Below are 25267 nucleotides of genomic sequence, written 5' to 3' on the forward strand. Positions count from 1 at the left end.
ACCGGCAAGGGCGTTTGATTTCAGGTGTTCAGTCAGAACCGGTAGTTGGTACTCAACTCCAGGGTCCGTGGCGCTCCGGGGGTGATCAGGTCCACGGAGCCATGGGCCGAGGCGTAATAGTCCTTGTCGAAGACGTTGCGCAAACGCAGCGCCATGTCCCACTTCGGCAGGTTATAGAGCAATGCCGCGTCCACGGTGGTGTAAGCGGGCATGACCACCTGATTGTCCAGGGCGGTGTAGCGGTCATCGACATAGTTCGCGCCCATGCCGACACGCCAGGTGTTGGTCAGCGAGCGCACCAGCCAGAGGTTGGCACTGTGACGCGGGGTCAGGGTCGGTGTCTGGCCTTCGTTGGCGACGCCGTTGGTACGGCTGTTGGACTTGGTGATCTCGGCATCCAGGAAGGCGTAGCCGGCATAGACCTGCCACTTGTCGCTCAACTGCCCGCTGGCGGTCAGTTCCAGGCCGTCGGTGCGCTGCTCGCCCGACAGGACCAGTTTGGTCGGGTTCGCCGGGTCGGTGGTTTTCATGTTGGTGCGTTCCAGGCGGAACAGCGCCGCCGTCAACGCCAGGCGATTGTCGAGCAGGTCCCACTTGCCGCCGATTTCGAAGTTAGTGGTTTGCTCCGGTTCAAGGTCCTGGTTGGTGGTGCTCAGGGCGAAGACTTCGGAAGACGGCTGGTAAGAGCGACTCACCGAAATGTAGTAGGACTGGACCTGATCAGGCTGGTAGACCAGGCCTGCACGCGGGCTCCAGGTGTTGTCGGTTCGAGACATGGTGGCGCGGGTCAGGTCATCCGAATATTCCTGGTCGAACACGTCATAGCGCACGCCCAGCAGCGCTTTCCAGTGCGGGGTCAGTTCAATCAGATCCTGGACGTAGAAACCGGCCGTGTCCTGGGTATTGGTGCCCTTGGCGGTTTGCCGATTGGCCTGGAACGGTACGTCGACCAGAGCATCGCGGTACACCGGAACCCGCGCTACGTTGTTCTGGCTGAAGACGGATTGATCCTTGACCTGGCGCCCCAGTTCCACACCATAGAGCAGGTTGTGGTTCATCCCGGCGAGCGTGGCCTGTTGCTTGAGTTCGGTCTGGTTGAACCAGCCGTCTTCCTTGCGCTGCACGTTGCCGCGGTTGAGCTTGACCAGCAATTCGCCGTTGGGGGCAGTGACGAAGCGTGTCGGGCTGGAGTCGGCGAGGGTGTTGTTGCGATCCAGGTCGTAGTGGTAGTAGCGGCTGGTGTTGCTCAGGGTGAAGTCGTCGTTGAGGCGGTAGTCGACGCCCGCCGTGAACGAGAACACTTCGCTGCGAGTGTAATCATCATCCGGGTCGGCGGCGCCGAAGCGCTTGTCCCGGTCGACATTGACCGGACGGTTGCCCAGCGCGGGGATGCCGAAGTCGATCAGGCGTTTATCGTAGAGGTACGTGGCGCCCAGATTCAGCTCAAGATCATCGGAGAGCTTGAAGTAGGCCGAAGGTGCAATGGCCTTGCGGTCGATGTAACCGTCATCGCGGAAGGTGTCGCTGTTCTCCAGAGCGCCAGTTACCCGGAAGGCCTTGTCGTTTTGCTGCTGATCGGCCCAGCCCGCGTCGAACTGCGTGCGCTTTTTGCCTTCGCTGTCGAAGCTGACACCCACTTCCTGCTTGGGGGTGAAGTTGGGTTTCTTGCTGATGCTGTTGATCAGGCCACCGGATGAACCGCGGCCATAGAGCACCGCTGCCGGCCCCTTGATCACTTCCACCCGCTCGACGTTAGACAGATCGCGGAAGTACAGCGCGTCGTCGCGGACACCGTCGACGTACATGTCGCCAATCGCACTGAAGCCGCGAATGGTGACCTGATCGCGCTGGCCATCGCCGTTGGAAAGACCGATGCCAGGAACGTTTTTCAGCACGTCTTCCATCGATTGCGCGCCCTGGTCCTTGATCACGCTCTGCGGGATCACGTTCACCGTTTGCGGAATGTCGCGCAGCGGGGCATCGATCTTCAGCGCACTGCGGCTGTCGGTCGGCCTGTAGCTTTGTTCGCTGTAATCACTGGTCACAGCGGTGGCAGGCAGGGTGACTGCCGATTGGGTTTCTGCCTGTAAATCGGGGACTGCCAACAGCCCCAGCAGCGAGAGAGAGGCTGGGTAAATGCGCGGTAAAGCCACCATGAGCTCCTTTTTAGTTATGGCGCTAATGATAACGATTACCTTTTGTAAGTAAATAAATATCATTCAGCTATGAAGTCGACACACTGACTGTTGGTGCTTTACCGCACATACGGAAAAACATATATTCGGCCAAGCGCATATAAGCTGATGCTCCGTTGTGACGCATAGCCCAAACCAGCGAGAACCGAAATGTCTGACTCTCTGACGCCGACCACCGTTTTCAAATGCCTGGCTGACGACAACCGCGTCCGCATGATGCTGCTCATCGCCCGTGAGGGAGAGTTGTGTGTTTGCGAGTTGACCTGCGCGTTGAACGAGAGCCAGCCGAAAATCTCCAGGCACCTGGCGCAGTTGCGCACCTGCGGATTGCTGGTGGACCGTCGACAAGGCCAGTGGGTTTACTACCGACTGCACCCGACTCTTCCTGACTGGGTGAATCAGATGCTGATCGTGGCACTCGAAGCCAACACGCACTGGTTGAGCCCCGATGCCAAACGCCTTGCACAAATGGGCGACCGTCCTGAACGGGCAGCCGCCTGCTGTCCGGCTTGATGATTGCCAAAGCACCCTCCCTGACAACCGCTACAGAGCACCTCGACATGACTATCAAAGTGGGCATCAATGGTTTTGGCCGCATCGGTCGTCTCGCCATGCGCGCCGCCTGGCACTGGCCGGAGTTTGAGTTCGTGCAGATCAACGACCCGGCAGGCGACGCGGCGACGCATGCGCACCTGCTGAATTTCGATTCGGTGCATGGCCGCTGGAATGATCAAGCCAGCGCCGAGGGCAACTGTATTGTCATCGACGGCAAGCGCATCAAGGTTTCTGCCAACAAGGCGATTGCCGATACCGATTGGTCGGGCTGCGATCTGGTGATTGAAGCCAGCGGTAAGATGAAGACTGTCGCGGTGCTTCAGGCGTACCTCGACCAGGGCGTCAAGCGCGTGGTGGTCAGCGCTCCGGTGAAAGAAGAGGGCGCGCTGAACATCGTCATGGGCGTCAACCATCAACTGTTCAATCCGGCGGAACATCGCATCGTTACCGCTGCGTCGTGCACCACCAATTGCCTCGCGCCAGTGGTCAAGGTGATCCATGAAGCGCTAGGCATTCGCCACGGCTCGATCACCACCATTCACGACTTGACCAACACCCAAAGCATTCTCGACCAACCCCACAAGGATCTGCGTCGTGCGCGGGCTTCGGGCATGAGCCTGATCCCGACCAGCACCGGTTCGGCCACCGCCATCGCGGAAATTTTCCCTGAGCTGCGCGGGCGTCTGAACGGTCACGCGGTGCGCGTACCGTTGGCCAATGCGTCGCTGACTGATTGTGTGTTCGAGGTCGAGCGCGTCACCACGGTTGACGAAGTGAATCGGTTTCTCAAGGACGCGTCCGAGAACGAACTCAAAGACATCCTCGGCTTCGAGGAGCGTCCGCTGGTGTCCATCGACTACCGCACCGATCCGCGCTCATCGATCATCGATGCGCTGTCGACCATGGTCATCAACGGCACCCAGGTCAAACTCTATGCCTGGTACGACAACGAATGGGGTTACGCGAACCGCACCGTCGAATTGGCCAGGATGGTCGGTCTGGCCGTTTAAGGAGCGTTGATGAAAGCCTTGTCAGCCCTCGCGCCGTCAGTGCGGCAATACCTGCTTGTTACGGGCAATTACTGGGCTTTTACCCTCACCGACGGTGCCTTGCGCATGTTGGTGGTGCTGCACTTTCACGGGTTGGGCTACAGCCCGTTGCAAATCGCGGCGTTGTTTCTGTTCTACGAACTCTTTGGCGTGATCACCAACCTGCTGGGCGGTTATCTCGGCGCGCGACTGGGGTTGAACCGGACCATGAACATCGGGCTGGGGATGCAGGTGGTGGCGCTGTTGATGCTGACGGTGCCAGTCACCTGGCTGACGATCCCTTGGGTGATGGGGGCTCAGGCGCTGTCGGGGATTGCCAAAGACCTGAACAAGATGAGCGCCAAAAGCTCGATCAAACTTCTGGTGCCCGACGGGCAACAGGGCACGCTTTATCAATGGATAGCGATCCTCACCGGCTCGAAGAATGCCCTCAAGGGCGTCGGTTTCTTTCTCGGCGGGGCATTGCTCGCCCTGATCGGTTTCAGAGGGGCGTTGCTGGCTATGGCAGGCGTTCTTTCGCTGATCTGGCTCGGCAGCCTGATCCTGTTGAAAAAGGACCTGGGCAAGGCGAAAGCCAAGCCCAGGTTCCGCGACATCCTCTCCAAGAGCCGGGCCATCAACATCTTGTCGGCGGCACGGATGTTCCTGTTCGGTGCCCGCGATGTCTGGTTCGTCGTGGCTTTACCGGTGTACTTGAGCAGCGTTTTTGGCTGGGACTTCTGGAAGGTCGGTGGATTCCTCGCGGCCTGGGTGATTGGCTACGGCATCGTGCAATCGCTCGCGCCGCGGATCACCGGCAAGCAACGAGGGCATGTCCCGGATGGTCGCGCGGCGTTTCTTTGGGCGGTTGCCTTGGCGGGCCTGCCAGCGGCAATCGCGCTGGGGCTGAACACCGGGTTGTCGCCGCAGTGGGTGCTGTTGGGCGGTTTGATGATCTTTGGTGCGTTGTTCGCGGTGAATTCCTCGCTGCACAGCTACCTGATCGTGTCCTACGCCAAGGAAGACGGCGTATCGCTGGATGTGGGCTTCTACTACATGTCCAACGCCATGGGACGGCTGATCGGCACCGTGCTCTCCGGTTGGGTTTTTCAGGTCTTCGGGCTGGAAGCGTGTTTATGGATATCCAGCGCATTTGTTATTTTCGCGGCACTGATTTCTGTTAGGTTGCCGCGGCATTCCAACGTGCTCTAAATCGCTCTAAAAGTGCTGTTTCACGCGTTTTACACTTATTAAGTGCAACTTCCATTTATATTTATTTTGGCGCGTGTGACATTTTTCAGGCGCCAAATATTTGAAATTTTTTATATGTAACGAAAAGCGATTGTTCTTAGCGCAATTAATTCATACACACGCTTACAACCTAAGCCATACATTACCCACCAGAACAGGCGGCGAGGAATAACTACAACAACCTGATCACTAAAAACCTGACACAACAAAAACTAAAATCTCCTTATAAGTCGGTGAGCATCATGATTAAAGTCATGGCCTACTTTTTAATAGGAGCTGGTATTGCAGGATGCAACGGTATGGTAAAACCCGACTTGTCGGGACCTGCCAATGATTCATATTTCTCAGTCTTCTCAGGCTTTCCCTTGCCCTATCTGTACACGGCCTCGGCTGTGCAATGGAACGAGGATTACGCCGTCACCACCCGCCACACCCCACTCATTCGCAACGTGATATACAGCTGCAGCACCGGTTGCGATCTGGTCTTCATCAAGCACAAGGCCGACGGCCATTATCCGTCATGGCGCGCACCGCGCGTGGGTGAGCACATCACTGCCGTGGGAACGAGCCCGTATATGACAACGGTCAGCGGGCAAGGCAAGGTGTATCCGGCGCCTTTCATCAACAGTGATGAAGGCAGCGGCGAACGCTATGCCATCCATGATGCCCCGATGATCAAGGGGATGTCGGGTGGGCCGGTTATCGCCAATGACGGCAGCATTGTCGGTATTAATGTCGGATTCTTCTCCACCACACTTCACGATGTGAGTTTTCACCCTGGGGTAAAGGGCGCTGAACGGATCAGTATCTTTATTCCTTACTCGATCATTCAGCGTGAGTGGGGGTTGATGCAGGCACAGCTTAACGATTCGCACGGCACGAAATACGCGCAGAAGTAGCGTTGGGTCATCACCGAATCCGGAACATCGGATTCGGTGTGACGTGGCACCTCTATCACTCGCTTATTCAATCAAGGCGTATATTGATAGTGTCGATCCCGTTAGTTGAGGCGATAGCCAATCGTCGGTGGTTTGACAGGCGAGAGCGTTGGGGGGAGTTAGATATCCCGGAACGTTTGGAGGTGTTACATGAGCCAATATCAACGACTCTTTCTGATAGCCGGCCCAGCCATGCGTCACACCCCGGCGTTGGAACGAGCTGTCGCCATTGCCGAAGCCACTGGCGCCGCGCTGCACATCACGGTGTTTATCGAAGACTCTCATCTTTTGGGTTTGATGAGCGCCGGTGCGCGGTTTCGTGAGGCCTGTCAGCAAGAGAACGAAAAGTGGCTGAAGGATGAAGCAGATCTGATACGCGGGCGCGGGGTCACGGTGAGCACCGAAGTGCTTATAACCCGCAGCGCGTTGCAAGAAATCCTTCGGCACGTGGCAGAAATGCAGCCGGATCTGGTGATCAAGGACGTGCAGCACGAGTCTGCACTCAAGCGTGTTTTCGTTACGCCTCTGGATTGGCACCTGTTGCGCGAATGTCCGGTGCCTGTGCATCTGGTCAGCGAAGTCAGGTGTCCGCTGCCGCGGGTGATCGTGGCGGCGGTCGATCCGTCGCAACCCGAGACGCAGATCACCGGCATCAACGACCGCATCATCCAGGCAGCGAACGGACTGGCCATGCAATGCAACGCAGAACTGCATTTGCTACATGCCTATGATCTGTCGCTGACGCATATAGCCGACGCAGGCGCGGGTGCAGTGACGATGCCAGGCTTCAACAGTGACGTGCGCAGGTCTCTGCATAAGTCATTCATCGCATTGGCCGACCACTTTGGCGTGCCCACCGAGCGACAACACTTCGTTGCGGGCCCGCCCGGCAAAGCGCTGGCTGACTTTGCAGCGCATCACCGGGCCGATGTGATCGTCATGGGCAATGCGCATCGCAAGGGGGTGGGCAAGTGGGTAGGCAGTACGACAGAGCATGTTCTGTATCGAGTGCCCTGCAACATCTTCGCGGTCACGGGGTCACGGGGTCAGCGGATCAGTGAATGAATCCGTTATCAAATGACTCGCAAAACGCGTCTCGGCGGCTGGTGCGGGATTTTTTGAGGGCACGTTCCGAGATATCCCAGTAGGTATCGCTATCGGTTGCTGCCAGGAATTAGCACCTCAATTATTAAAAAGATGAAAGAAAACTATTTTTCTCTACTTTATATGCTAGTCCTTTAAAGATGAGGAGTTACTCAGTGTAGAAAAGCGCTCAGTAAGTGCTATACAGACCCAAAAAATGGCAATGGAGTGTGCCGGAATAGACTGGCTTGAAAAGACCATTGCCATCAAGAATGCTACAAGCGCCGCACCAATTTTTACTTGATAAATATCAGTCGTCCGGCTTACTGCGGCCTTACGAACAGCTACTAAACCACGTCGAATGACAGAAATCATAAAAAAGAAGAAAAGTAGTAAGCCAAAAATACCAGTGTCATGAAGTAACGCCAAAGGTAGATTTGATATCCATGCGCTACGATGGCTATCCGAACCTACTAATTCTGGAGCGAATGAATATATTTCACTAAAGCTATAGATTCCATTTCCTAAGAACGGGTTCTTGAGTATCGACTCAGCGGCAAGCCCCCACATGATAAACCTTGTTCTAACAGAGTGCGTTCTGCCAATTATTTCATTGTCGCCAAATTCGGCCATTACAAAATAGGATGCTGCAACTATAAGGCCAATCAGCAATAATGCCGCAAGCGTGTACCAAACGAAGCTTCTGGCCTTGTAATGGCTTCGCTTAATCAGCGCATAATATATCCCGACAGACAATATATAGGAAATCCAAGGAGCTCGAGAGAAGGAAAACAGCAAAGAAGTATGCAGTCCCAAGACCAGAATCCACCACCAAACCTTCTTGGTTTTGCCAAGCGCAACCACAGCCAGCGTTATGAGGGAAACAAACACGCCAAACAGATTAGCCTCAGTTATACCCCCTCTGATTCGTGTACCACCACTCCCTTCTTGAAGCCAATGAAGTGCAACCTCGGGGAGTTGTAAGTGAAGCAGTGACGCCACGTAAACTATAGAAAGAAATGGCCCACAAAACCACGCCAAGGATAAAAAAGCTCTAGACTTAAATATGGTGAATGGGTTAGCCCTAAGCCAGATAGTCATATAATAAAAGCTGATGGCAAAAAGAAGTCCCAAGAACATTTTGAGAGACCAGGTAGGAACGGGACCCATTGCAGATGAAAAAAACGTTAGCACGATCCATACAAGAAGAATCAATCCAGTGTTAGGAAGTTTAAGCGGAATTTTTGATCCAATTAACAATACGCAAATGATTAAGAAGAGTGGAACGGATAGTATCCGTTCCAGGGTCAAGGTGTTACCACCCAAGGACCACTCTATATTATTAAAAGTTACGGTAAAGCCTATGATTAGAGCTAGCACATACCGAGTTGATAGTCTTGAGGTCGGGATGCTATAGGCGTGTAACGATGTCATAATGTTCCTGCTTTTTAACTTTCTTAATTAGTTGCAAGGGCATGGTGAGGAGGGCCCCAGGAGGAAGTTTTCATGGACTTTATTCGCTTGAGCAAGTGCATCGCCCTCGTATTTCTGATAAGGTTTTCATCAAAAGCAAGACACGAAATTCAGAACATTAAACGATATAATCTTTGACATCACGTTCTCATCTGTCTCGGCATGATTTGAAATGGAGTAGAAAACCACCAGTCAGTTGAATCACACAAGTACGCATAAACAGATTCGGAGTCCACAGGACTATTATAAAAGCCATTGCAATTTTTAGCATAAAAACACCCTTGTTGCGAGAGTGCGTAGGTGACTAAAAATAACAGTGCCCTGTCAAAGTCGGCCATTCTCTCTCTACGATGGTTTTGTAAATAACAAGAGGTCCCATTTGAGTTTTGCATTATTTTCTTGGCGCGGCATGAAAAATGTTAGTATTTGTCTGTGTTTGCAGGTGGTATCAGCTTGATTGTTTTGTCAAGATTCTGATAGGCAATTATTTTTATAGGACTCCCGATGAAATATTTCACCTTGGCAATATCTTTTTGCTTGATGTTATTCGTCAGGGGCGCAGGGGCGACTGATGTAGGTGTTTTCTACTACCCTGGATGGAATAAGCCGAACATCGATTCTTGGGCTAGAATTAAACCTTACTCGGACAGGGAGCCGTTATTGGGGTGGTATAAGGAAGGAACTGACACATATACCAAAACGTATATTACATGGATGAAGAAATATGGAGTTGATTATGTCATTTATGACTGGTATTGGGAAAAGAATGGTGGGGTAAAGGATACAACTTACGCGGTTGATTCGTTTATAAAAAATTCGAACTCATCCTCCATTGGATTCTCCTTGCTCTGGGCTAACCACTCCGGAACACCAGTCAGTTACCAGCAGTTCGATGAAATCGTCAACTACTGGATTACTCATTATTTTGGTAACGAGCGGTACAAAAAAATCAACGGCAAACCGGTGGTTTTTGTATTTTCTCACGATCGACTGAGCGCTGACGCGAAAACATTTGGAGCAACACCTAAAGAATTGCTTGAGCGCGCCCGAGTGGCAGCGGTAAAAGCTGGATACAAAGGTATATACTTTATAGGTTCAGCATCAGCAGATAAAAAACTTTTGGACTTTGCAGATTTAGGAAGTACATATGATGCCTTATCAGCTTACAACTACCACCTCGGGTTTGCTGAAAAAAAATCAAGCAGGAAGCTATCTGTCAGCTATCCGGATCTTGCCGCTGGTTATGCTCAGTCATGGAAGTGGATTATCAAAAATAGTAATATCCCCTACATCCTGCCATTAACTTCAGGTTGGGATCGATCCCCTTGGGGGGGTAGCGTCGATCCAAGTCATGACAAATCAGTAAGCACGCCTGAGAAGTTTTATGAACACTTACAAAAAGCCAAGAGTATTCTAAATAGATATCCCGATAAAACGCTAAACTCAGTTGTTATTTGCTGTTGGAATGAGTACGGGGAGGGTTCATATATAGAGCCAACAAAGCAGCATCAATTTAAATACCTGGAGGGGGTTCGAAAGTACCTGAAGTAGGAAGATTTTATTGTGGCTATCGCAGGGGGCTAATGGTCGTATAGGCGGTATTTTTAGCATTTATACTGAGTTTTCTGAGTTTTCTGAGTTTTTGGCAGTGCAATGTGGCAGAGCCAATAAATATTTTGTGGCATTCATAGTAGAAAATATTAAATCAGAATATCAGTGTCTGCCTGCATAAAATGAAGCCGGACTTGAATGGCCCGGCTTTTTATGGATGTGTAGAATAAACACCTGATCAGATCCTTCTGATGCAATCTTACCTATCTTTCACAGGATATTCCGACTCTGGCAGCTTCTATTTTTTCAGAGTTATTTGTATTTTTACTTGGTTTTTGATGATAGAAAACTGATTATTTTTGCGTGATTAGACTTAAACCCATTCTCTACGCGATAGGCGGGCTCAATAATCATTTCGTTTTCTATGCTAAATCGATCGCCTAGCCGTTTCTCAAACTCCATAATGTATTTTAGGTGCGATTCGACTGAGGTTTTTCCATCGTTAATTAGTATGTTCAGACTTTTATTAGAGGGTGTGTACTGCGTGTGTTTGAACCTGTCAAAGAACAAGCTATTCATTGCTGTGTTTCTAGGTCTCTTCCTGTTAATGAATTTTACCACTGGGTTTTTATATAGTAATTTGAATATGTAATAAATGACTCTCTCCACTCTTCCTTCGTGCTTAAGCAGTGCACCATAAGGGTCGCCGCTTATGGAGAACATGCTTCCTAGATTAGGATATACAAACTCTTGATACGAGTGGCGAGCAATATGGAACGTCTCGATATTGTCCGCGATTTTTTTTGCGCTCCCTTTAAAGAATTTAAAGCGGGCGCAAAGGATTATAAGATCGCGAGTTTGAAATAGGGATTTCCGATGGCTAAAGCCGCATTCTTCTTTTGTCAGTGTTATTGCATTTCCACTTTCATCTATGCAATCTACTGATATGATGTTTTGAGATATTGCATATCCGTATGCACCCGCATTCATGCATACCCCGCCGCCGATACTTCCAGGGATTCCTTCTAATCCCTCAAATCCGTTTGCTTCTTCAAGCACAGCAATGCGAACAAAGTCCTGCAAAGAATAACCGCTGTCTACCTCAACTACACCGTCTTTCTTGGTTATACTGGTCAGGTTTTTCGTTGATAAAATTATGGAGTATTCGATCTGATCGAAAAATAGCACATTGGAAGTAAATCCAATTACTTTGTATGCGACTTTGCTTTTAATTAGCTTTTCAATTATTTTTTTCATCTTTCCTCGTGTTTGGGGACAGATGAAAAGCTTTACTAATCCGCCGGACTTAAAGTACGTGTCGTACTTTATGTCGTAGTTTTCTTTAAACCAAATTTCTTCTTGGATCAAGAACGTTCTCACGTCAAACAGTTCCTGGTCCATTGAGTGTACATCTCTGCTTTGGATTTTTTCGATCGATTTTTCCGCGTTCATTTTTTTTCCGAATTAGCACTTGTTAAAGTGAAGGTTTATTTCAAGAATTTACATGAGGTCCAGTATCAAGCGATAACTTTATCCTCGCTCGACTAATAAATCTCAACTTGCAAGACGCTCACTCAATTATGATGCTAAATAATCCCCTCTAGCTTTTAGAGCCAAGCCATTCAACTAGAAATCCAACGCTTCGTTGCTCGATTGCGCTGACTCATGATCTGCTAGCTACATCATATGGGCAGCACATGCAAAGGCATACGAATGTTAAAAAAAGTCTACATTCTTCTTAAAAGATAGCGGCACTGGCCTTGAAAGTGGTGCCTTTACGGGAGTAGCAGTTAAAGCCGCCGTTGCATTCGCGCCGCCCCGATCTTGCTAGCGCAACGCTTTACTTATTAACTATATCGTCATATGCCAACTTTAACACTTATCAGATTCCCAGCATTGCTGAAGAGTTGATCAGTTTGTTTTTCGAGCCATAAGTGGCTCAAGGATGAGCTCGATCTAATCCGTGGGCGCGGGGGCAAGGGGTCAGCGGATCAGTGAATGAATCCGTTATCAAATGACTCGCAAAGCGCGTCTCGGCGGCTGGTGCGGGACTTTTTGAGGGCACGTTCCGAGATATCCCGGTAGGTATCGCTATCGGTTGCTGCCAGGAGCTTGGCGCCGCCCTTCAGGGTGGCCATGAAGGTCACCTCGGTGCTCTTGCCGGCCAGCAGATAGCCGGCGATGGCTCCGACCGGACCCAGCAACATAGCGCCCGCAATGCCAAAGCCGATGGCGCTCGTTAGATTTTTACTGGAGTCCGTGCTCTGGACCGTCAGATCCTTAAGTTCCGAGACGGAGAAACTCTTCCCCTGTCGTGGTTTAAGGGCTGTTTTGAGCGTGATGGTTCCCGAGTGATACTCCCCATCGCACTGCGGGAAATCACCGGCGAGCACTATGATCTTTGCCATGTTGAGTGTTCTCTCCGGGCGATCATTTTTTGGGGTAGACATTGCGCGCGTCCAAACTCAAAACGTCAACGAGCTGACGATGAGTGGCGAGTCCTCCAGTCATGAACGCAAAGCGTAGCAGGCGGACGGAGTCGTAGAAGTGGTCATCGCCCTGGTCATGGACGTTTTATAACGTTTGGCTCAAGCCGGCGGGTAATGCGTTTTAATTCTCCGTTGACCCGACAGCTGCTCGGAACCAACAACAGACCTTTCAGCCGAAAGGGGTTAACGGGGGATTAATGGACTTCTGGACCACCACGCAAGTATCGATTCTAGGGCTGGTTGAAGGACTCACAGAGTTTTTGCCGATCTCCAGTACAGGCCACCAGATTATTGCCGCGGACCTGCTCGACTTTGGCGGTGAGCGAGCCATGGCGTTCAATATCATTATTCAGTTGGGCGCTATTCTGGCGGTCGTCTGGGAGTTCCGTCGCAAGATTCTGGACATCACCACGGGTTTGCCGACCCAGCGTAATGCGCAACGTTTTACTCTGAATTTGCTGATCGGTTTTTTGCCGGCGGTGGTCCTGGGGGTGATGTTCGCCGATAAAATCCATCAGTATCTGTTCAACCCGATCACCGTGGCCGTGGCGCTGGTGATCGGGGGGATCATCATGTTGTGGGCCGAACAGCGCGAGCACGTGGTAGTGGTCGATCACGTGGACGAGATGCGCTGGACCGATGCCTTGAAAGTCGGATGTGCACAATGCCTGGCGATGATTCCCGGCACTTCGCGTTCGGGATCGACGATTATCGGCGGGTTGCTGTTTGGCCTGTCACGCAAGACGGCCACCGAGTTTTCGTTCTTCCTGGCGATGCCGACAATGGTGGGGGCCGCGGTGTACTCGGGCTATAAATATCGCGACCTGTTCCAGGCCGCAGATTTGCCGGTGTTTGCCCTGGGGTTTGTCGCCGCTTTCGTCTTTGCGATGATTGCCGTGCGCGGGTTGCTCAAGTTCATCGCCAACCATAGTTATGCGGTGTTTGCCTGGTACCGGATCGCCTTCGGTTTACTGATTCTGGCGACGTGGTTTTTGGGTTGGGTGGACTGGAATCACCTCTCGGAAGGGGCGTAGGTTTTCCTCTGTTGATAAAAAACGCCGCTTGTTGTTGAGCGGCGTTTTTGTGTGAGCAGCTAAAAGCATCTAAAGCTTGTTGACCCGCGCCAGTGGCAGGCTGATTTGCTGTTCACGCTGCAGTAAATTCATCATCAGCAGCACCCGTTCTTCGCCGTCCATGGCCAGGAACACCGCTTCGAGATCGCAGAACGGACCTTCAGTGATGCGCACCGCATCTCCGTGTTTCAACAGCGTGGTCACGATCGCCTGGCTGTCCGGTTCCTGGAGTTCGTCGATCAGCGCATCGCGGATCGGCAGTGGCTGACCGCCGAACCCGACGACCCGCGAAACGCCGCGGGTCGAGCGCAGTGGACCCCAGCTGTCCTGAAGGCTCAGTTGAATAAACAGGTAGCCCGGAAACAGCGACTCGCTGATCACTCGACGTTGCCCGCGCAACATGCGCTCACGTCTGTAGGTCTTGCGAAAGCAGGCATAGCCTTGGCGCTGCAAATGTTCTTCGGCGCGCTCATCTTGTTTGGGCTTGCACTGGACCAGGTACCAGGCTTTGGTGGCGTGTTCGGCAATCGCGTTCATTCAAATGCCCTCCCTGCATCGATCTGCTCCAGCAGCTCGGCGGTTTTGCGCTGCAGGAGTGAGCTGTCGCCCCGACTTTCCACGGTCAGGCAAGCTACGCAACCCTCGCCCGAGAGGCGCAAGCTGAAGCGCCAGTCGGCAAAGACCAGGTTCAGCCCGCTGCTCTCGTTGAGGTCAAGGGCGTCGCGGGCGTAACGCTGCTTGATGCTCGCCAGCAGCGCCGGACCATCCTTGACTTGGCGGCGGATTTCCCCGGAGGAGGGAAACGCGCCGATGCGTTCCACCAGCAGTACCGGTGGTTTTCTCACGCGAGGGGAAATCAGTTCCGACGCATAGGCGCGCACGATGCGGTACGCGAGGTTGTGCTTAAGGTCAGCGCTATACGGGTGGCGACTGTCATCTGCCTTGAAACCGCTCAACGTATTCATAGAGGCTTCGTCCATAAGGTGATAAAGACCATATCGGGGGACAGCAACATCACAGGGCGTTTTGATGCAGATGCTCGAAGCAGAAGTTGGTGGCTTCGATATAACCTTCAGCACCGCCACAGTCGAAGCGTCGACCCTCGAACTTGTAAGCCAGCACGCAGCCGTTCTGGGCCTGCTTCATCAGCGCATCGGTGATCTGGATTTCACCGCCCTTGCCAGGTTCGGTGTCAGCGATCAGGTCAAAGATGTCGGGGGTCAGAATGTATCGACCGATGATCGCCAGGTTGGACGGAGCGTCTTCCGGACGGGGTTTTTCGACCATGCTGTTGACCCGGTAAATCCCCTCGCGAATCAACTCGCCGGCAATCACGCCGTACTTCTGAGTCTGCTCGCGGGGTACTTCCTGGATCGCCACGATCGAACAGCGGAACTGCTCATAAAGCTTGAGCATTTGCGCCAGGACTCCATCCCCCTCCAGGTTCAGGCACAGGTCGTCGGCCAGCACCACGGCGAATGGCTCATCACCGATCAACGAGCGGCCGCTGAGAATGGCGTGTCCCAGGCCTTTCATTTCCACCTGACGGGTGTAGGAAAAGCTGCAGGTATCGATCAGCTCGCGAGTGCCGTGCAGGAACTTTTCCTTATCGGTGCCACGAATCTGGTGCTCCAGCTCGTAGCTGGTATCGAAATGATCCTCCAGCGCGCGCTTGCCGCGACCGGTCACGATGGCCATGTGTTGCAGGCCGGCGTCACGCGCTTCCTCGACGGCGTACTGGATCAGCGGCTTACTGACGATCGGCAGCATCTCCTTCGGCATGGCCTTGGTGGCGGGTAAAAAGCGGGTTCCATAGCCGGCGGCGGGGAACAGGCATTTACGAATCATGGAAGCGTCCTTGAAAGTAGACTGATGGAGTGGCTAATGGCAGTAGGAAAGGTTCGATCCAGGCTGGCCGAACCGGTCACGCTGGGGAGTGCGGGCTCGAAGCGGCCCGGTCACTCGAGAAAAATGTTCGCAACGCGCCAGGGGCTGCGAATGGTCTGCACGCCATGCTTCTCGCCAGGCGTGGGCAGGGGAGACATCGAGCAGCCGATTGGCCGGCGAGCATGACCGGTTGTTCCACGGCATGCTCGTGACGTAACCCGCTGTACATAGAGTTATTGCCCAAGGCGTCCCTTACCCAACTACTAACCAAATGTTCGACACCCTGGCAATGCACTAGCGGAACGGCTATACATTAGCCATTCTCTATTTCAGTGTAATTTAGATTGAACGGTCGCCATAAAACGACAACTGTTAGAAATTGTCTGGATAAATTCGATAACTGTTATTTTCACACTCTGGAGAGTGTGGTGTTATTTTTTGTCTGGATAAAAAGTTGGGGGCTGTTCAAACGTCATGGTAATAAATACGCATTGATTGTTTGAAAGTTTCAGTCGCAGTTCCTGGCCATTATAAGTGCCCGGGCTCATTCGTAATTTAAAGCTCTTATGTTCGGCAAGTGCTAGGTCACCGCCAATGTTGACAAGACGGGGAAGGTCATCTTGCTTAAAAGGGTTTTGATTGTCTGTGTTGGCAATATATGCCGCAGTCCCACCGCGGAGCATTTGCTGCGCGGGGCACTCGTCCATTCCGATATTCAGGTCAGTTCAGCCGGCCTTGCCGCCCTGACGGGCAAGCCCATCGAGCCGGCAGCACACGCCGTACTTACGGAGCATGGTCATCTGCCCCATGAGCACCAGGCCGTTCAGCTCACTTCTCAAGCCGTCAGTGAGGCGGACTTGATTCTGGTGATGGAGCGGCGGCATGTCAGTGGCGTGCTCAACATTGCCCCTGAAGCTCGGGGCAAAGTCTTGTTGTTGGGCAAATGGCAGGACGATCGAGAGATCAGCGACCCCTACCGTCAAGGCAAACCTGCTTTTGTGCACGCTTATGCGTTGATCGAAGAAGCCGTACACGCATGGGCACAGCGTCTGGCACGCTGATGGCCACTTCCTTTTTGAATCGTAATCAAGGCAAAGAATCCGACTTATGCAGCAAGCACCGGTAGTCAACGTGCGGGACGACGACAATGACGAGATTGATCTTCTCGGCCTGTTTGGAACACTCATCGACCATAAATGGCTGATAGGTGCGATTACCGGTGCCTTCATGGTGGCCGGGGCCGCGTATGCGGTGCTGGCGACACCGGTATACCAGGCGAATGCGCTGTTACAGGTCGAAGCGAAGAAGAACGACTTGCTGGGTTTTTCGGATATCGGCAGCATGCTGGGCAAGGAGTCTCCTTCGGCCACCGAAATCGAGTTGATCCAGTCCCGCTCCGTGATTGGTAAAACTGTCGATAACTTGAAACTTGATATTGTCATACAGCCGAAGTATTTCCCGGTTTTCGGTGAGTTCCTGGCGCGTCGATTCCAGGATAAAAATCCCGGTGAAATAGCCGACCCCTTGTTGGGGTTGAACAGTTTCGCCTGGGGAGGGGAGTCGCTGAAGATATTCAAACTGGATCTCCCGACTCGCAACTGGGCAAGAAATTGACCCTGACCGCGGGTGAAAATGGTCACTTCACGTTGGTGGATGAAGATGACAACCTATTGGCCGCCAGTCGGGCCGGAGAGCTTTTCGAGCAAAATGGCGTAACGTTTCAAATAGAGGAAATGCACGCCAATCCTGGAACCCGCTTCCGTATTATTCGTAACTCCCGCCTGACCAGTATCCTCGACTATCAAGAGGCTCTGGATGTAGTCGAGCGCGGAAAAGACTCGGGCATGATCGGTCTGGCACTGGAAAGTACCGATCCGGATCAGGCCATTAACATACTCAATGAAATTGCAGCTATATATGTTCGGCAAAACGTAGAGCGCACTTCAGCAGAGGCAGCGCAGAGCCTGGCGTTTCTCAAAGAGCAACTTCCGGAGGTCAAGAAGGACCTGGAAAAAGCCGGAAATGCGTTGAATGAGTACCAGACGCGCAGCAAGTCTGTGGACATCACGCTTGAAACCAAAGCCATTCTCGATCAAATAGTCGGGCTCGATACCAGTATTTCCGAGTTGAAGTTGCAGCAAGCCGAGATGGACCGCAAGTTTACCCGTCAACATCCTGCCTATCGAGCATTGTTGACCCAGATCGGTGAGTTGAGCAGCAAGCAGAAAAGTTTGGCGAGCAAGGTGGAAGGGCTTCCTTCCACTCAGCAGGAACTGTTGAGCCTTACCCGGGATGTAGAGGTCGGTACGGCCATTTATACCCAGTTGCTGAACAAGTCTCAGGAGCTGGATGTTATGCGCGCGGGGACTGTCGGTAACGTGCGTCTGATCGACGCGGCGGACGTCAATTTCCTCAAACCGGTCAAGCCGAAAAAAGCCTTGATTGTATTGATCGCCACTATTCTTGGCGGCTTCCTGGCGGTGGCCCTGGTGCTGGTACGCAAGGCACTGAACCGCGGGCTGGAGAGTCCGGAAGCCATCGAGCAACTTGGGTTGCCGGTCTATGCGTCGATTCCCTACAGCACTCTGCAGAAAGCCGAAGAAGATAAAGTCTCCCGCGGACGAGGGCGTTCCAATGGGGCTTCATTGCTGGCCGTCACTCATCCTACCGATCTGGCAATCGAGGCATTGCGCAGTTTGCGTACCAGTCTGCACTTCGCCATGCATGAGGCCGACAATAACCGCTTGATGATTTCCGGGCCCAGCCCTCAGGTGGGCAAAACGTTTGTCTCGGTCAACCTCGCGGTGGTGATAGCACAGACCGGGCTGCGGGTATTGTTGATCGATGTCGACATGCGCAAAGGCTATTTGCACAAAGTGTTAGGTGTTTCTTCAGACAATGGGCTCTCCGATGTTCTGGCCCGACGCTGTGATGTGGCCACCGCCATCCACAAGACCCCAATCGACAACTTCGATTTTGTCAGTCGAGGCCAGATCCCGCCCAATCCTTCCGAGTTACTGATGCACGCCAATTTCAGCGCGCTATTGGAGCAGGTGAGTGAGCAATATGATTTGGTGATTCTCGATACACCGCCACTACTGGCAGTGACAGATGCGGCGATCGTCGGGCGTCTGTCCGGGACCAATCTGATCGTGACGCGCTATGGCCTGAACCCGGCGAAAGAAATCGAGTTGACAGTGCGCCGGTTCACCCAGAATGGCGTTGTCATTAAAGGTGCGATTTTCAATGGCGTGGAGAGAAAGGCTTCCAACAAGTATGGCTACAGTGATTATGGTTATTACCACTATGCCTACGCCTCCGACAGAAACTGATGGGGATTGAAGAGGTCGCGTCATAAGTTCAGATTTTTGACGCCGCTGTTGTTGCTCTTGAGTTTTTATCGTTATTGCTACGCCGGATCAAAAGCCAATAGGCATGATCAAACCGATATTTCATGGAAACACCACGTCCTGAGGAAAATGACGAAAAATCCTGGGGCGGTAGCGTGATTGCGAATGGCAGGTCAATGAATAAAACCACAGCGTTCAAGGCTATATCGCTCCTCTGGGTCGGTTCCCTGGCGGGAGCCGGGTTCGCTTTTCTCACTCAGGTATTCCTGGCGAGAAAGTTGGGTAGCAATGATTTCGGCGCTTTTTCGTCAGCACTCAGCACCATCACGCTATTCGCGCCCCTGGCGGGTTTCGGGATATCGCAGTATTGGCTCAAGGCTTTTGGCCAAGAGGGCTGGGCGGCGCAACGCTGGTTGAAGCCGTCATTTCAGTTCATTGCCTTAAGTACTCTGTTTCTCATCTGCTCCATTGTGGCGTGGGCGCTTTATTCCAGCCATGACCGGTTAACGCAGAACCTGCTGTTGATCCTGTCCCTGTACATACTCGGTCAGCTGTCGGTAGAACTGGTGAGCAGCAAGTTTCAGCTTGAAGAAAAATATTTGCATCTGGCGCTTTGGCAGTTTTTTCCGCATTTTCTTCGTTGCTCAATGGTCTTCGTCACGACGGTCATGAGTGCTACGCCGATCGCCGCGGAATACTACGCGATATTTTTCTCGGTCATTGCAGTGGTGTTTTTTTTGTTGGCCGTTCCCCAGTTACTGCACATGACAGGTGGAAAGTTGGCCCTGAAAGGCCACGAAGTGACCCCTGAATTCGCAACTCCGTCGGCGAACCCGAGCATGTTAAGCGTTGCCGGCGCCAGTTGGCCGTTCGGTGTCGCTGCGTTCTCTTATCTGATTTATTTTCAAAGCAACATTATCTTGCTCAAACATCTCTCAAGTAACAGCTCTGCCGGTATCTACAGCGTTGCGTTCACCATCATGACCGCCGTGTATTTGTTTCCGAGCGTGATTTATCAGCGGTTCCTGCTACCCAAGATGCATCGTTGGGCGAACCATGATCGAGAAATGTTTTATCAGATATACCGAAAGGGCAACTGGTTGATGCTGCTGCTTGGAACGCTGGCCATGTTGGTGATTCTGGTCTGTGCGGATTGGGCCGTGCCGTTGCTGTTTGGTGAGGCTTATCGAGACGCTGCGTCGATCTTGAAAATTCTTTCGCTGTCGGCACCTATTATTTTTCTGGCCTTCAGTGCTGGCGCCACATTGGTGACCCAAGAACACATGAAAGTGAAAGTTAAATACATGGCGATGGTTGCGATCATCAATGTATTGCTCAACCTGGCCTTAATCCCTCGCTTTGACCTGCGTGGTGCCGCGGTTGCGACTGTGGTCAGTAACCTACTGCTGTTATCGTTATATTTTTATGGCGCCCAACGGTTGGTTTTCAAGAATAAAGTTCCGATAGCAGGTGCTGCGCCCCATGCCTAAATTACTTAGGACCACCGACAGTGGCGATCGGTTATCCGAACGAGCAAAACACGGTCTGTGCTTCGTCACGTCGCCCCATCAGTGAAGTGTATACCAGGCTGTTCGGTCAGTAAGTACTCACCCTTAGTCGCAAAGGATTCAGCACCTTGAAAATTGCATTGATCACCATACACCATGCCAACAGTTATGGCGGAACACTACAGGCGCTTGCCAGCCAGAATGTGCTATCGAAATATGGTGATGTCAACATCATCGATTACAAAAGCAAAGAGTTAGAAAATACGTTGAAACTGATTCGGGTTGACAGTAACCCGCGCAGTATTTTGAGAGCCGGTAAGGACTTTTTTCGAATTATTCCTCGCAGGAGGTTGATCGCGAAATTTAGAGAGTTTATGCGGGCTCACTACAAGCTGACCTCTGCATGCCAGGATTTTCAAGCACTTCAAACCCTGTCCGGTGATTTTGATTGTGTGGTGTGTGGCAGCGACCAGATATGGAATCCGATGATTACGGGCGAGCTGGACCTGAACTATATGCTGGCGTTTTCTCGAGCGAAAAAGAAGATTTCGTTTTCCTCAAGTTCGGGCTCTTACCGCTATTCCGACGAGGAGGAACTCAAGGTCAGAAAGGCGTTGTCGACCTTTGACAGTATTTCCGTTCGGGAGGAGGACACGGCGCAAAGGTTGCGCAGTATGTTGGGTAATCAAAAGATTGATCATACCCTCGACCCCACCTTAATGCTTAACAAGCAAGAGTGGATGCAGAGCCTGCAGCTTTCCAGTCAGGCGCCAGGCAACGATGATAAATACATTCTCGTTTATACCCTGAAGAAAAATACACTGGTCCGGGAGACCATCAACAGAATAAAGAGTGTTTTAGGGTTCCGAGTTGTGGCGATCGATCAAGACCCATTCCTGGGCTACAAAAGCGATCGGCACATAATGGATGCCAGTCCGGTTGATTATGTTTCGCTATTCGCCAATGCCTCCTTTGTGATCACTAATTCGTTCCATGGCACCGCCTTTGCCTTGAATTTTGGTATTCCATTTGTTACCGCATTGCCGGAAAGTGGATTGAACAGAATCAAGGGGCTCCTGGATAAAGTCGGTTTGGCCGATCGTCTGGTGAGCAGCTTAAGTGATGTCAACTCGGTTGTCGTAAAACCCATCAATTTTACGCACAGTCATCAACAATTGGAGGCGCTGAGGCAGGTAACCTGGAATTATCTTGATGGGGCGCTTGCCAGTAATGTAGTAACGAAGTCAATCGAATTTTCATGATGAGCCAGCCTGGCGCTAGCTTGAGTCCCTCAAGTATCAATATACGCATGTGCTGGCAGTCATTGTTGGCATCACCGTGGGGTTCAATAATATTGGCTGTACTTCTTTTGGTTAGTTCGAATACCTTTTTGCGTCTTCCGGAAGTAGCGATAATTTTGGCGTGGGTGGTTGCGTTTTTCCTGGCCATGACCTTCTCGAGTCAGACTATTCCAGCGCATTCGATCGCCATTTTTTGGGTGTGTCTGGCGCTCACCGAGCGGTTCACCACACTCAGTCGCTCACTTATTAAAAGAACTTAAACATGCACTCAAAGAAGTTGGTGTTCATTCATCTGTTCAACGACAGAAGTGGGAGCCCAAAAGTCTTGTCTCAAGTGGTCAAGGCGGCGGCGAATAACAATATTGCCACCGAAGTGATCACCAGTGCTCATGGCGACGGCTTTCTGGCCGGCGTGGCCGATGTGCAGAGCAGGCTTTTTTATAAGAGATCAGAAAATAAGTTGCTGACCCTTGGCTACTATCTGGTCTCGCAAGGGTTGTTGTTTATTCAGTGCCTGAAATACAGGCGGCAGGATGTGGTGTTTTATGTCAATACCATGATGCCCTTTGGTGCGGCACTGGCGGGGAAATTGTTGAAAATCCCGGTCTATTATCATGTGCATGAAACATCGATAAAACCGAATATCCTGAAGCGGTTTCTCAGGCTGGTTATTGAGAAGACCAGTACCAAGGTTGTCTTCGTCTCAAACTATCTGATGCAGGTGGAGGGGTTCACCAAACTTCCCCAGGTGATTATTCATAATGCGCTGGATAGCGAGGTCGAGAAGCAGTATCGAGTCAAGGAAGAGGCCGGTTTCACTTCGTTGATGATCTGCTCCTTGAAGGCCTACAAGGGCGTTATGGAATTCCTGGCGCTGGCGCGGCGCAGCAAGGATGACAAGCACTTGAATTTCACCTTGGTACTCAATGCCAGCCTGAATGAGATTGATGATTTCTTCGCCAGCATCGACATTCCGGGAAATGTAGCGATTTATCCTCGTCAAACAGACCTGTCGGGTTTTTATTCTCGATCCGACTTGCTGCTGAATCTTTCTCGACCTGATGGCTGGATAGAAACATTCGGTTTGACCATTCTTGAGGGGATGTCCCACGGTTTGCCTGTGATCGTTCCTCCTGTCGGTGGCCCCACCGAATTGGTACGCAGTGATATCGAAGGTTATTTAATCTCTTCGTACGACATCGAGGCGCTTTACAGTGCATTGTGCAGGATCTCGTTGGATCCGAAGAAGTACAAGATGCTGTCTGATAATGCGTTATCCCGTACTCGGGACTTCAGCCTGGAAGTATTTGAAAGCAAGTTCACAACATTATTCAACGAGATGCAGCATGACACCTAAAAAACTTTATATCCTTGGCATTAGAGGTGTCCCGGCTCAACACGGTGGTTTTGAAACTTTTGCGGAAAAGCTATCGCTGTATTTAACGGCGCACGGCTGGCAGGTGTATGTCTATTGCCAGGAAGAGGGCCGCGGGGAGTTCACGTATAGCACTTGGAACGGTGTCAACAGAATTCATATCCCGGTGACCCAGGCGGGTGCGCTGGGGACGGTGGTTTTTGACTGGAAAGCCACGCGTCATGCGGCATCGCAACAGGGGTTGTTCCTGACCTTGGGTTACAACACTGCTGTATTCAGTTTGCTGCAAAGACTTAAAGGCCAGACCAATATCATTAATATGGATGGTATTGAGTGGCGGCGTGACAAATGGGGAACCATTGCCAAGACCTGGTTCTGGCTCAATGAGCGGGCCGGTTGCTGGATGGGCAATCACTTGGTCGCCGATCACCCCAAGATCAAAGAGCACCTCGCGACACGGGTTTCCGCATCCAGAATCACGATGATTCCTTATGGCGGGGATGAGGTCACCGGCGCTGATGCAACGTTACTGGCAACTTATGCCCTGGAGCCGGGTCGGTTTTCGGTGATTATTGCCCGACCCGAACCCGAGAACTCGTTCCTGGAGATGGTGCGCGCGTTCAGTTCCACTTTGCGCAACCACACACTTGTCGTTCTGGGTAACTTTCAACCGAATGATAATCCATACCATAAACAGGTTATGGAAGCGGCCAGTGCAGAGGTCATCTTTCCCGGGGCGATATATGAGACTGCAGTCGTGCAGGCGCTGCGCTTTTACTGCCGGTTTTACCTGCACGGGCATCGTGTCGGTGGAACCAATCCATCGTTGGTCGAGGCGCTCGGCGCAGGTTGTGCAGTCATTGCCCATGACAACCCATTTAATCGCTGGGTAACGGAAAGTGGCGCCGCGTACTTCAAGGATGAAGCCTCTTGTTCTGCTTTGTTTGCTCAACTTTTGGCGGATGATTCAACACAACAGCAGATGGAGGCGGCCAGTCGCACACGCTTTCATCAGCGGTTTACGTGGAATCAAATCCTGCTTCAGTATGAAGAATTGTTGGCTGAGTGGTATCCCGATCAGCCGGTAGGGAGATGACGATGACGATGCGTATTCTGCTGACGGGTGGAGCCGGTTTTATTGGTTCTGCCGTCGTCAGGCACCTGATTGAAAATACTCGATTCGAAGTTGCGAACCTCGATAAGTTAACGTACGCCGGCAATCTGGAGTCGTTGATCGACGTCGCCGAGTCACCGCGTTATCACTTTTTTAACGTCGATATCTGTGACGCTCAGGCGCTGGATCAGGTATTCGCGGCATTTCAACCGGATGCAGTGATGCACCTGGCCGCGGAGTCCCATGTCGACCGTTCCATCGACGGCCCCGCGGACTTTATCCAGACCAATATTGTTGGCACCTATACGTTGCTCGAAGCGACCCGGCGTTATTGGAACGGACTGTCGGAGGAGGTCAAACAGGCTTTTCGCTTTCACCATATCTCCACCGATGAGGTGTATGGCGATCTGGAAGGGACCGATAGTCTGTTCAGTGAAACCACGCCTTATGCGCCCAGTTCACCTTATTCGGCGTCCAAGGCCAGTTCGGACCATTTGGTTCGGGCCTGGCAACGTACGTATGGCCTGCCGGTGTTGGTGACCAATTGCTCGAACAACTACGGCCCTTATCACTTCCCCGAAAAGTTGATTCCCCATGTGATTCTGAATGCCATTCACGGCCGGCCTCTGCCGGTCTATGGCGACGGCTTGCAGATTCGCGACTGGTTGTTTGTAGAGGATCATGCGCGCGCTTTATGTGAGGTCGTGTGCCGGGGCGAGGTCGGTGAAACTTACAACATCGGTGGCCATAACGAGAAAACCAATCTCGAGGTGGTGGAAACCCTGTGCGATCTCCTTGAAGAGTTGGCGCCCAACAAGCCTGCGGGCGTCGAGCGTTATCGCGACCTGATTACGTTCGTCAAGGATCGGCCCGGCCATGATCTTCGTTACGCCATCGATGCAGGCAAGATCGAGCGCGAACTCGGTTGGCGACCACAGGAAACCTTTGAGAGCGGTATACGCAAAACGGTTCAGTGGTACCTGGAGCATCAAGGTTGGTGGCAACGGGTCCTTAACGGTCAGTACCGGCCGGTCCGTCTTGGCCACACCGGCTGAACCATTCAAGCCCTGCCTTTACTTATTTTCGAAGGGAATCC

General features: G+C 52.0%; 20 protein-coding genes and 1 pseudogene. 14 read left to right on the forward strand and 7 right to left on the reverse strand.

The window, feature by feature from the left end; translation table 11 throughout:
- Positions 1-32 precede the first annotated feature (32 nt).
- Entirely contained in the window at positions 33-2156 is a 2124-nt protein-coding gene (locus LOY36_RS09200) for a TonB-dependent siderophore receptor (protein ID WP_258672993.1), read from the reverse strand.
- Positions 2157-2345: 189 nt separating this feature from the next.
- Between LOY36_RS09200 and LOY36_RS09205 the strand changes: the two genes are divergently transcribed.
- The 5 genes from LOY36_RS09205 (at position 2346) to LOY36_RS09225 (ending at position 7032) form a co-directional block, all read left to right on the forward strand.
- Positions 2346-2708: a metalloregulator ArsR/SmtB family transcription factor gene (locus LOY36_RS09205; protein WP_258672994.1), complete on the forward strand. Its 363-nt coding sequence runs from the start codon at positions 2346-2348 to the stop codon at positions 2706-2708.
- A 47-nt stretch (positions 2709-2755) separates the two neighbouring features.
- Complete coding sequence (locus LOY36_RS09210) at positions 2756-3760, forward strand: ArsJ-associated glyceraldehyde-3-phosphate dehydrogenase (RefSeq protein ID WP_258672995.1); 1005 nt, start codon at positions 2756-2758, stop codon at positions 3758-3760.
- 9 nt (positions 3761-3769) lie between these two features.
- A complete protein-coding gene (arsJ, locus tag LOY36_RS09215; RefSeq protein ID WP_018928291.1) occupies positions 3770-4990 on the forward strand; it encodes an organoarsenical effux MFS transporter ArsJ in 1221 nt (406 codons plus the stop codon).
- A 338-nt stretch (positions 4991-5328) separates the two neighbouring features.
- The gene (locus tag LOY36_RS09220) at positions 5329-5928 is read left to right on the forward strand and encodes a trypsin-like peptidase domain-containing protein (RefSeq protein WP_018928290.1); all 600 of its coding nucleotides are present in this window, start codon (positions 5329-5331) and stop codon (positions 5926-5928) included.
- Between the two features lie 189 nt (positions 5929-6117).
- A complete protein-coding gene (locus tag LOY36_RS09225; protein WP_258672996.1) occupies positions 6118-7032 on the forward strand; it encodes a universal stress protein in 915 nt (304 codons plus the stop codon).
- A 165-nt stretch (positions 7033-7197) separates the two neighbouring features.
- Here LOY36_RS09225 and LOY36_RS09230 read toward each other — a convergent pair whose 3' ends face one another.
- The gene (locus tag LOY36_RS09230; RefSeq protein ID WP_258672997.1) at positions 7198-8376 is read right to left on the reverse strand and encodes an O-antigen ligase; all 1179 of its coding nucleotides are present in this window, start codon (positions 8374-8376) and stop codon (positions 7198-7200) included.
- A gap of 651 nt (positions 8377-9027) precedes the next feature.
- Between LOY36_RS09230 and LOY36_RS09235 the strand changes: the two genes are divergently transcribed.
- The gene (locus LOY36_RS09235; protein WP_258672998.1) at positions 9028-10074 is read left to right on the forward strand and encodes a glycoside hydrolase family 99-like domain-containing protein; all 1047 of its coding nucleotides are present in this window, start codon (positions 9028-9030) and stop codon (positions 10072-10074) included.
- Between the two features lie 324 nt (positions 10075-10398).
- Here the strand turns inward: LOY36_RS09235 and LOY36_RS09240 are convergent, their stop codons facing one another.
- A complete protein-coding gene (locus LOY36_RS09240) occupies positions 10399-11526 on the reverse strand; it encodes a UDP-N-acetylmuramate dehydrogenase (RefSeq protein ID WP_258672999.1) in 1128 nt (375 codons plus the stop codon).
- 539 nt (positions 11527-12065) lie between these two features.
- Complete coding sequence (locus tag LOY36_RS09245; RefSeq protein ID WP_258674159.1) at positions 12066-12482, reverse strand: hypothetical protein; 417 nt, start codon at positions 12480-12482, stop codon at positions 12066-12068.
- Positions 12483-12760: 278 nt separating this feature from the next.
- Here LOY36_RS09245 and LOY36_RS09250 point away from each other — a divergent pair, with 278 nt between their 5' ends.
- Positions 12761-13597, forward strand: a complete 837-nt coding sequence (locus tag LOY36_RS09250) for an undecaprenyl-diphosphate phosphatase (RefSeq protein WP_019581965.1) — start codon at positions 12761-12763, stop codon at positions 13595-13597.
- Positions 13598-13666: 69 nt separating this feature from the next.
- Here the strand turns inward: LOY36_RS09250 and rfaH are convergent, their stop codons facing one another.
- From rfaH to galU, 3 genes are read right to left on the reverse strand one after another with little or no spacing between them, the layout of a single operon-like run.
- Positions 13667-14173: a transcription/translation regulatory transformer protein RfaH gene (gene rfaH, locus LOY36_RS09255; RefSeq protein ID WP_019581966.1), complete on the reverse strand. Its 507-nt coding sequence runs from the start codon at positions 14171-14173 to the stop codon at positions 13667-13669.
- Positions 14170-14601: a phosphomannomutase gene (locus tag LOY36_RS09260; protein ID WP_258673000.1), complete on the reverse strand. Its 432-nt coding sequence runs from the start codon at positions 14599-14601 to the stop codon at positions 14170-14172. The genes rfaH and LOY36_RS09260 overlap by 4 nt, the downstream gene beginning before the upstream one ends.
- 49 nt (positions 14602-14650) lie before the next feature.
- Positions 14651-15484 carry a UTP--glucose-1-phosphate uridylyltransferase GalU gene (gene galU, locus LOY36_RS09265; protein WP_018928284.1) on the reverse strand — a complete coding sequence of 278 codons (834 nt, stop codon included), beginning with the start codon at positions 15482-15484 and terminating at the stop codon, positions 14651-14653.
- A gap of 659 nt (positions 15485-16143) precedes the next feature.
- Here galU and LOY36_RS09270 point away from each other — a divergent pair.
- From LOY36_RS09270 to rfbB, 7 genes and pseudogenes are all read left to right on the forward strand, one after another.
- Positions 16144-16584, forward strand: a complete 441-nt coding sequence (locus LOY36_RS09270; RefSeq protein WP_258673001.1) for a low molecular weight protein-tyrosine-phosphatase — start codon at positions 16144-16146, stop codon at positions 16582-16584.
- A 46-nt stretch (positions 16585-16630) separates the two neighbouring features.
- Positions 16631-18855 (forward strand): annotated as a pseudogene (locus tag LOY36_RS09275) (polysaccharide biosynthesis tyrosine autokinase).
- Positions 18856-18977: 122 nt separating this feature from the next.
- Positions 18978-20363, forward strand: coding sequence for a flippase (locus LOY36_RS09280; protein WP_258673002.1), 1386 nt, complete (start codon positions 18978-18980; stop codon positions 20361-20363).
- 146 nt (positions 20364-20509) lie between these two features.
- On the forward strand, positions 20510-21643 hold the full coding sequence (locus LOY36_RS09285; RefSeq protein ID WP_258673003.1) for a polysaccharide pyruvyl transferase family protein: 1134 nt from the start codon (positions 20510-20512) through the stop codon (positions 21641-21643).
- A gap of 301 nt (positions 21644-21944) precedes the next feature.
- A complete protein-coding gene (locus LOY36_RS09290; RefSeq protein ID WP_258673004.1) occupies positions 21945-23039 on the forward strand; it encodes a glycosyltransferase family 4 protein in 1095 nt (364 codons plus the stop codon).
- On the forward strand, positions 23029-24153 hold the full coding sequence (locus tag LOY36_RS09295; protein WP_258673006.1) for a DUF1972 domain-containing protein: 1125 nt from the start codon (positions 23029-23031) through the stop codon (positions 24151-24153). Before LOY36_RS09290 ends, LOY36_RS09295 begins: the two co-directional genes overlap by 11 nt.
- 2 nt (positions 24154-24155) lie before the next feature.
- Positions 24156-25226: a dTDP-glucose 4,6-dehydratase gene (rfbB, locus tag LOY36_RS09300; RefSeq protein ID WP_258673007.1), complete on the forward strand. Its 1071-nt coding sequence runs from the start codon at positions 24156-24158 to the stop codon at positions 25224-25226.
- The last annotated feature ends 41 nt before the right edge of the window (positions 25227-25267 follow it).

The sequence above is a fragment of the Pseudomonas sp. B21-019 genome, from assembly GCF_024749225.1.
Taxonomy (GTDB): Bacteria; Pseudomonadota; Gammaproteobacteria; order Pseudomonadales; family Pseudomonadaceae; genus Aquipseudomonas.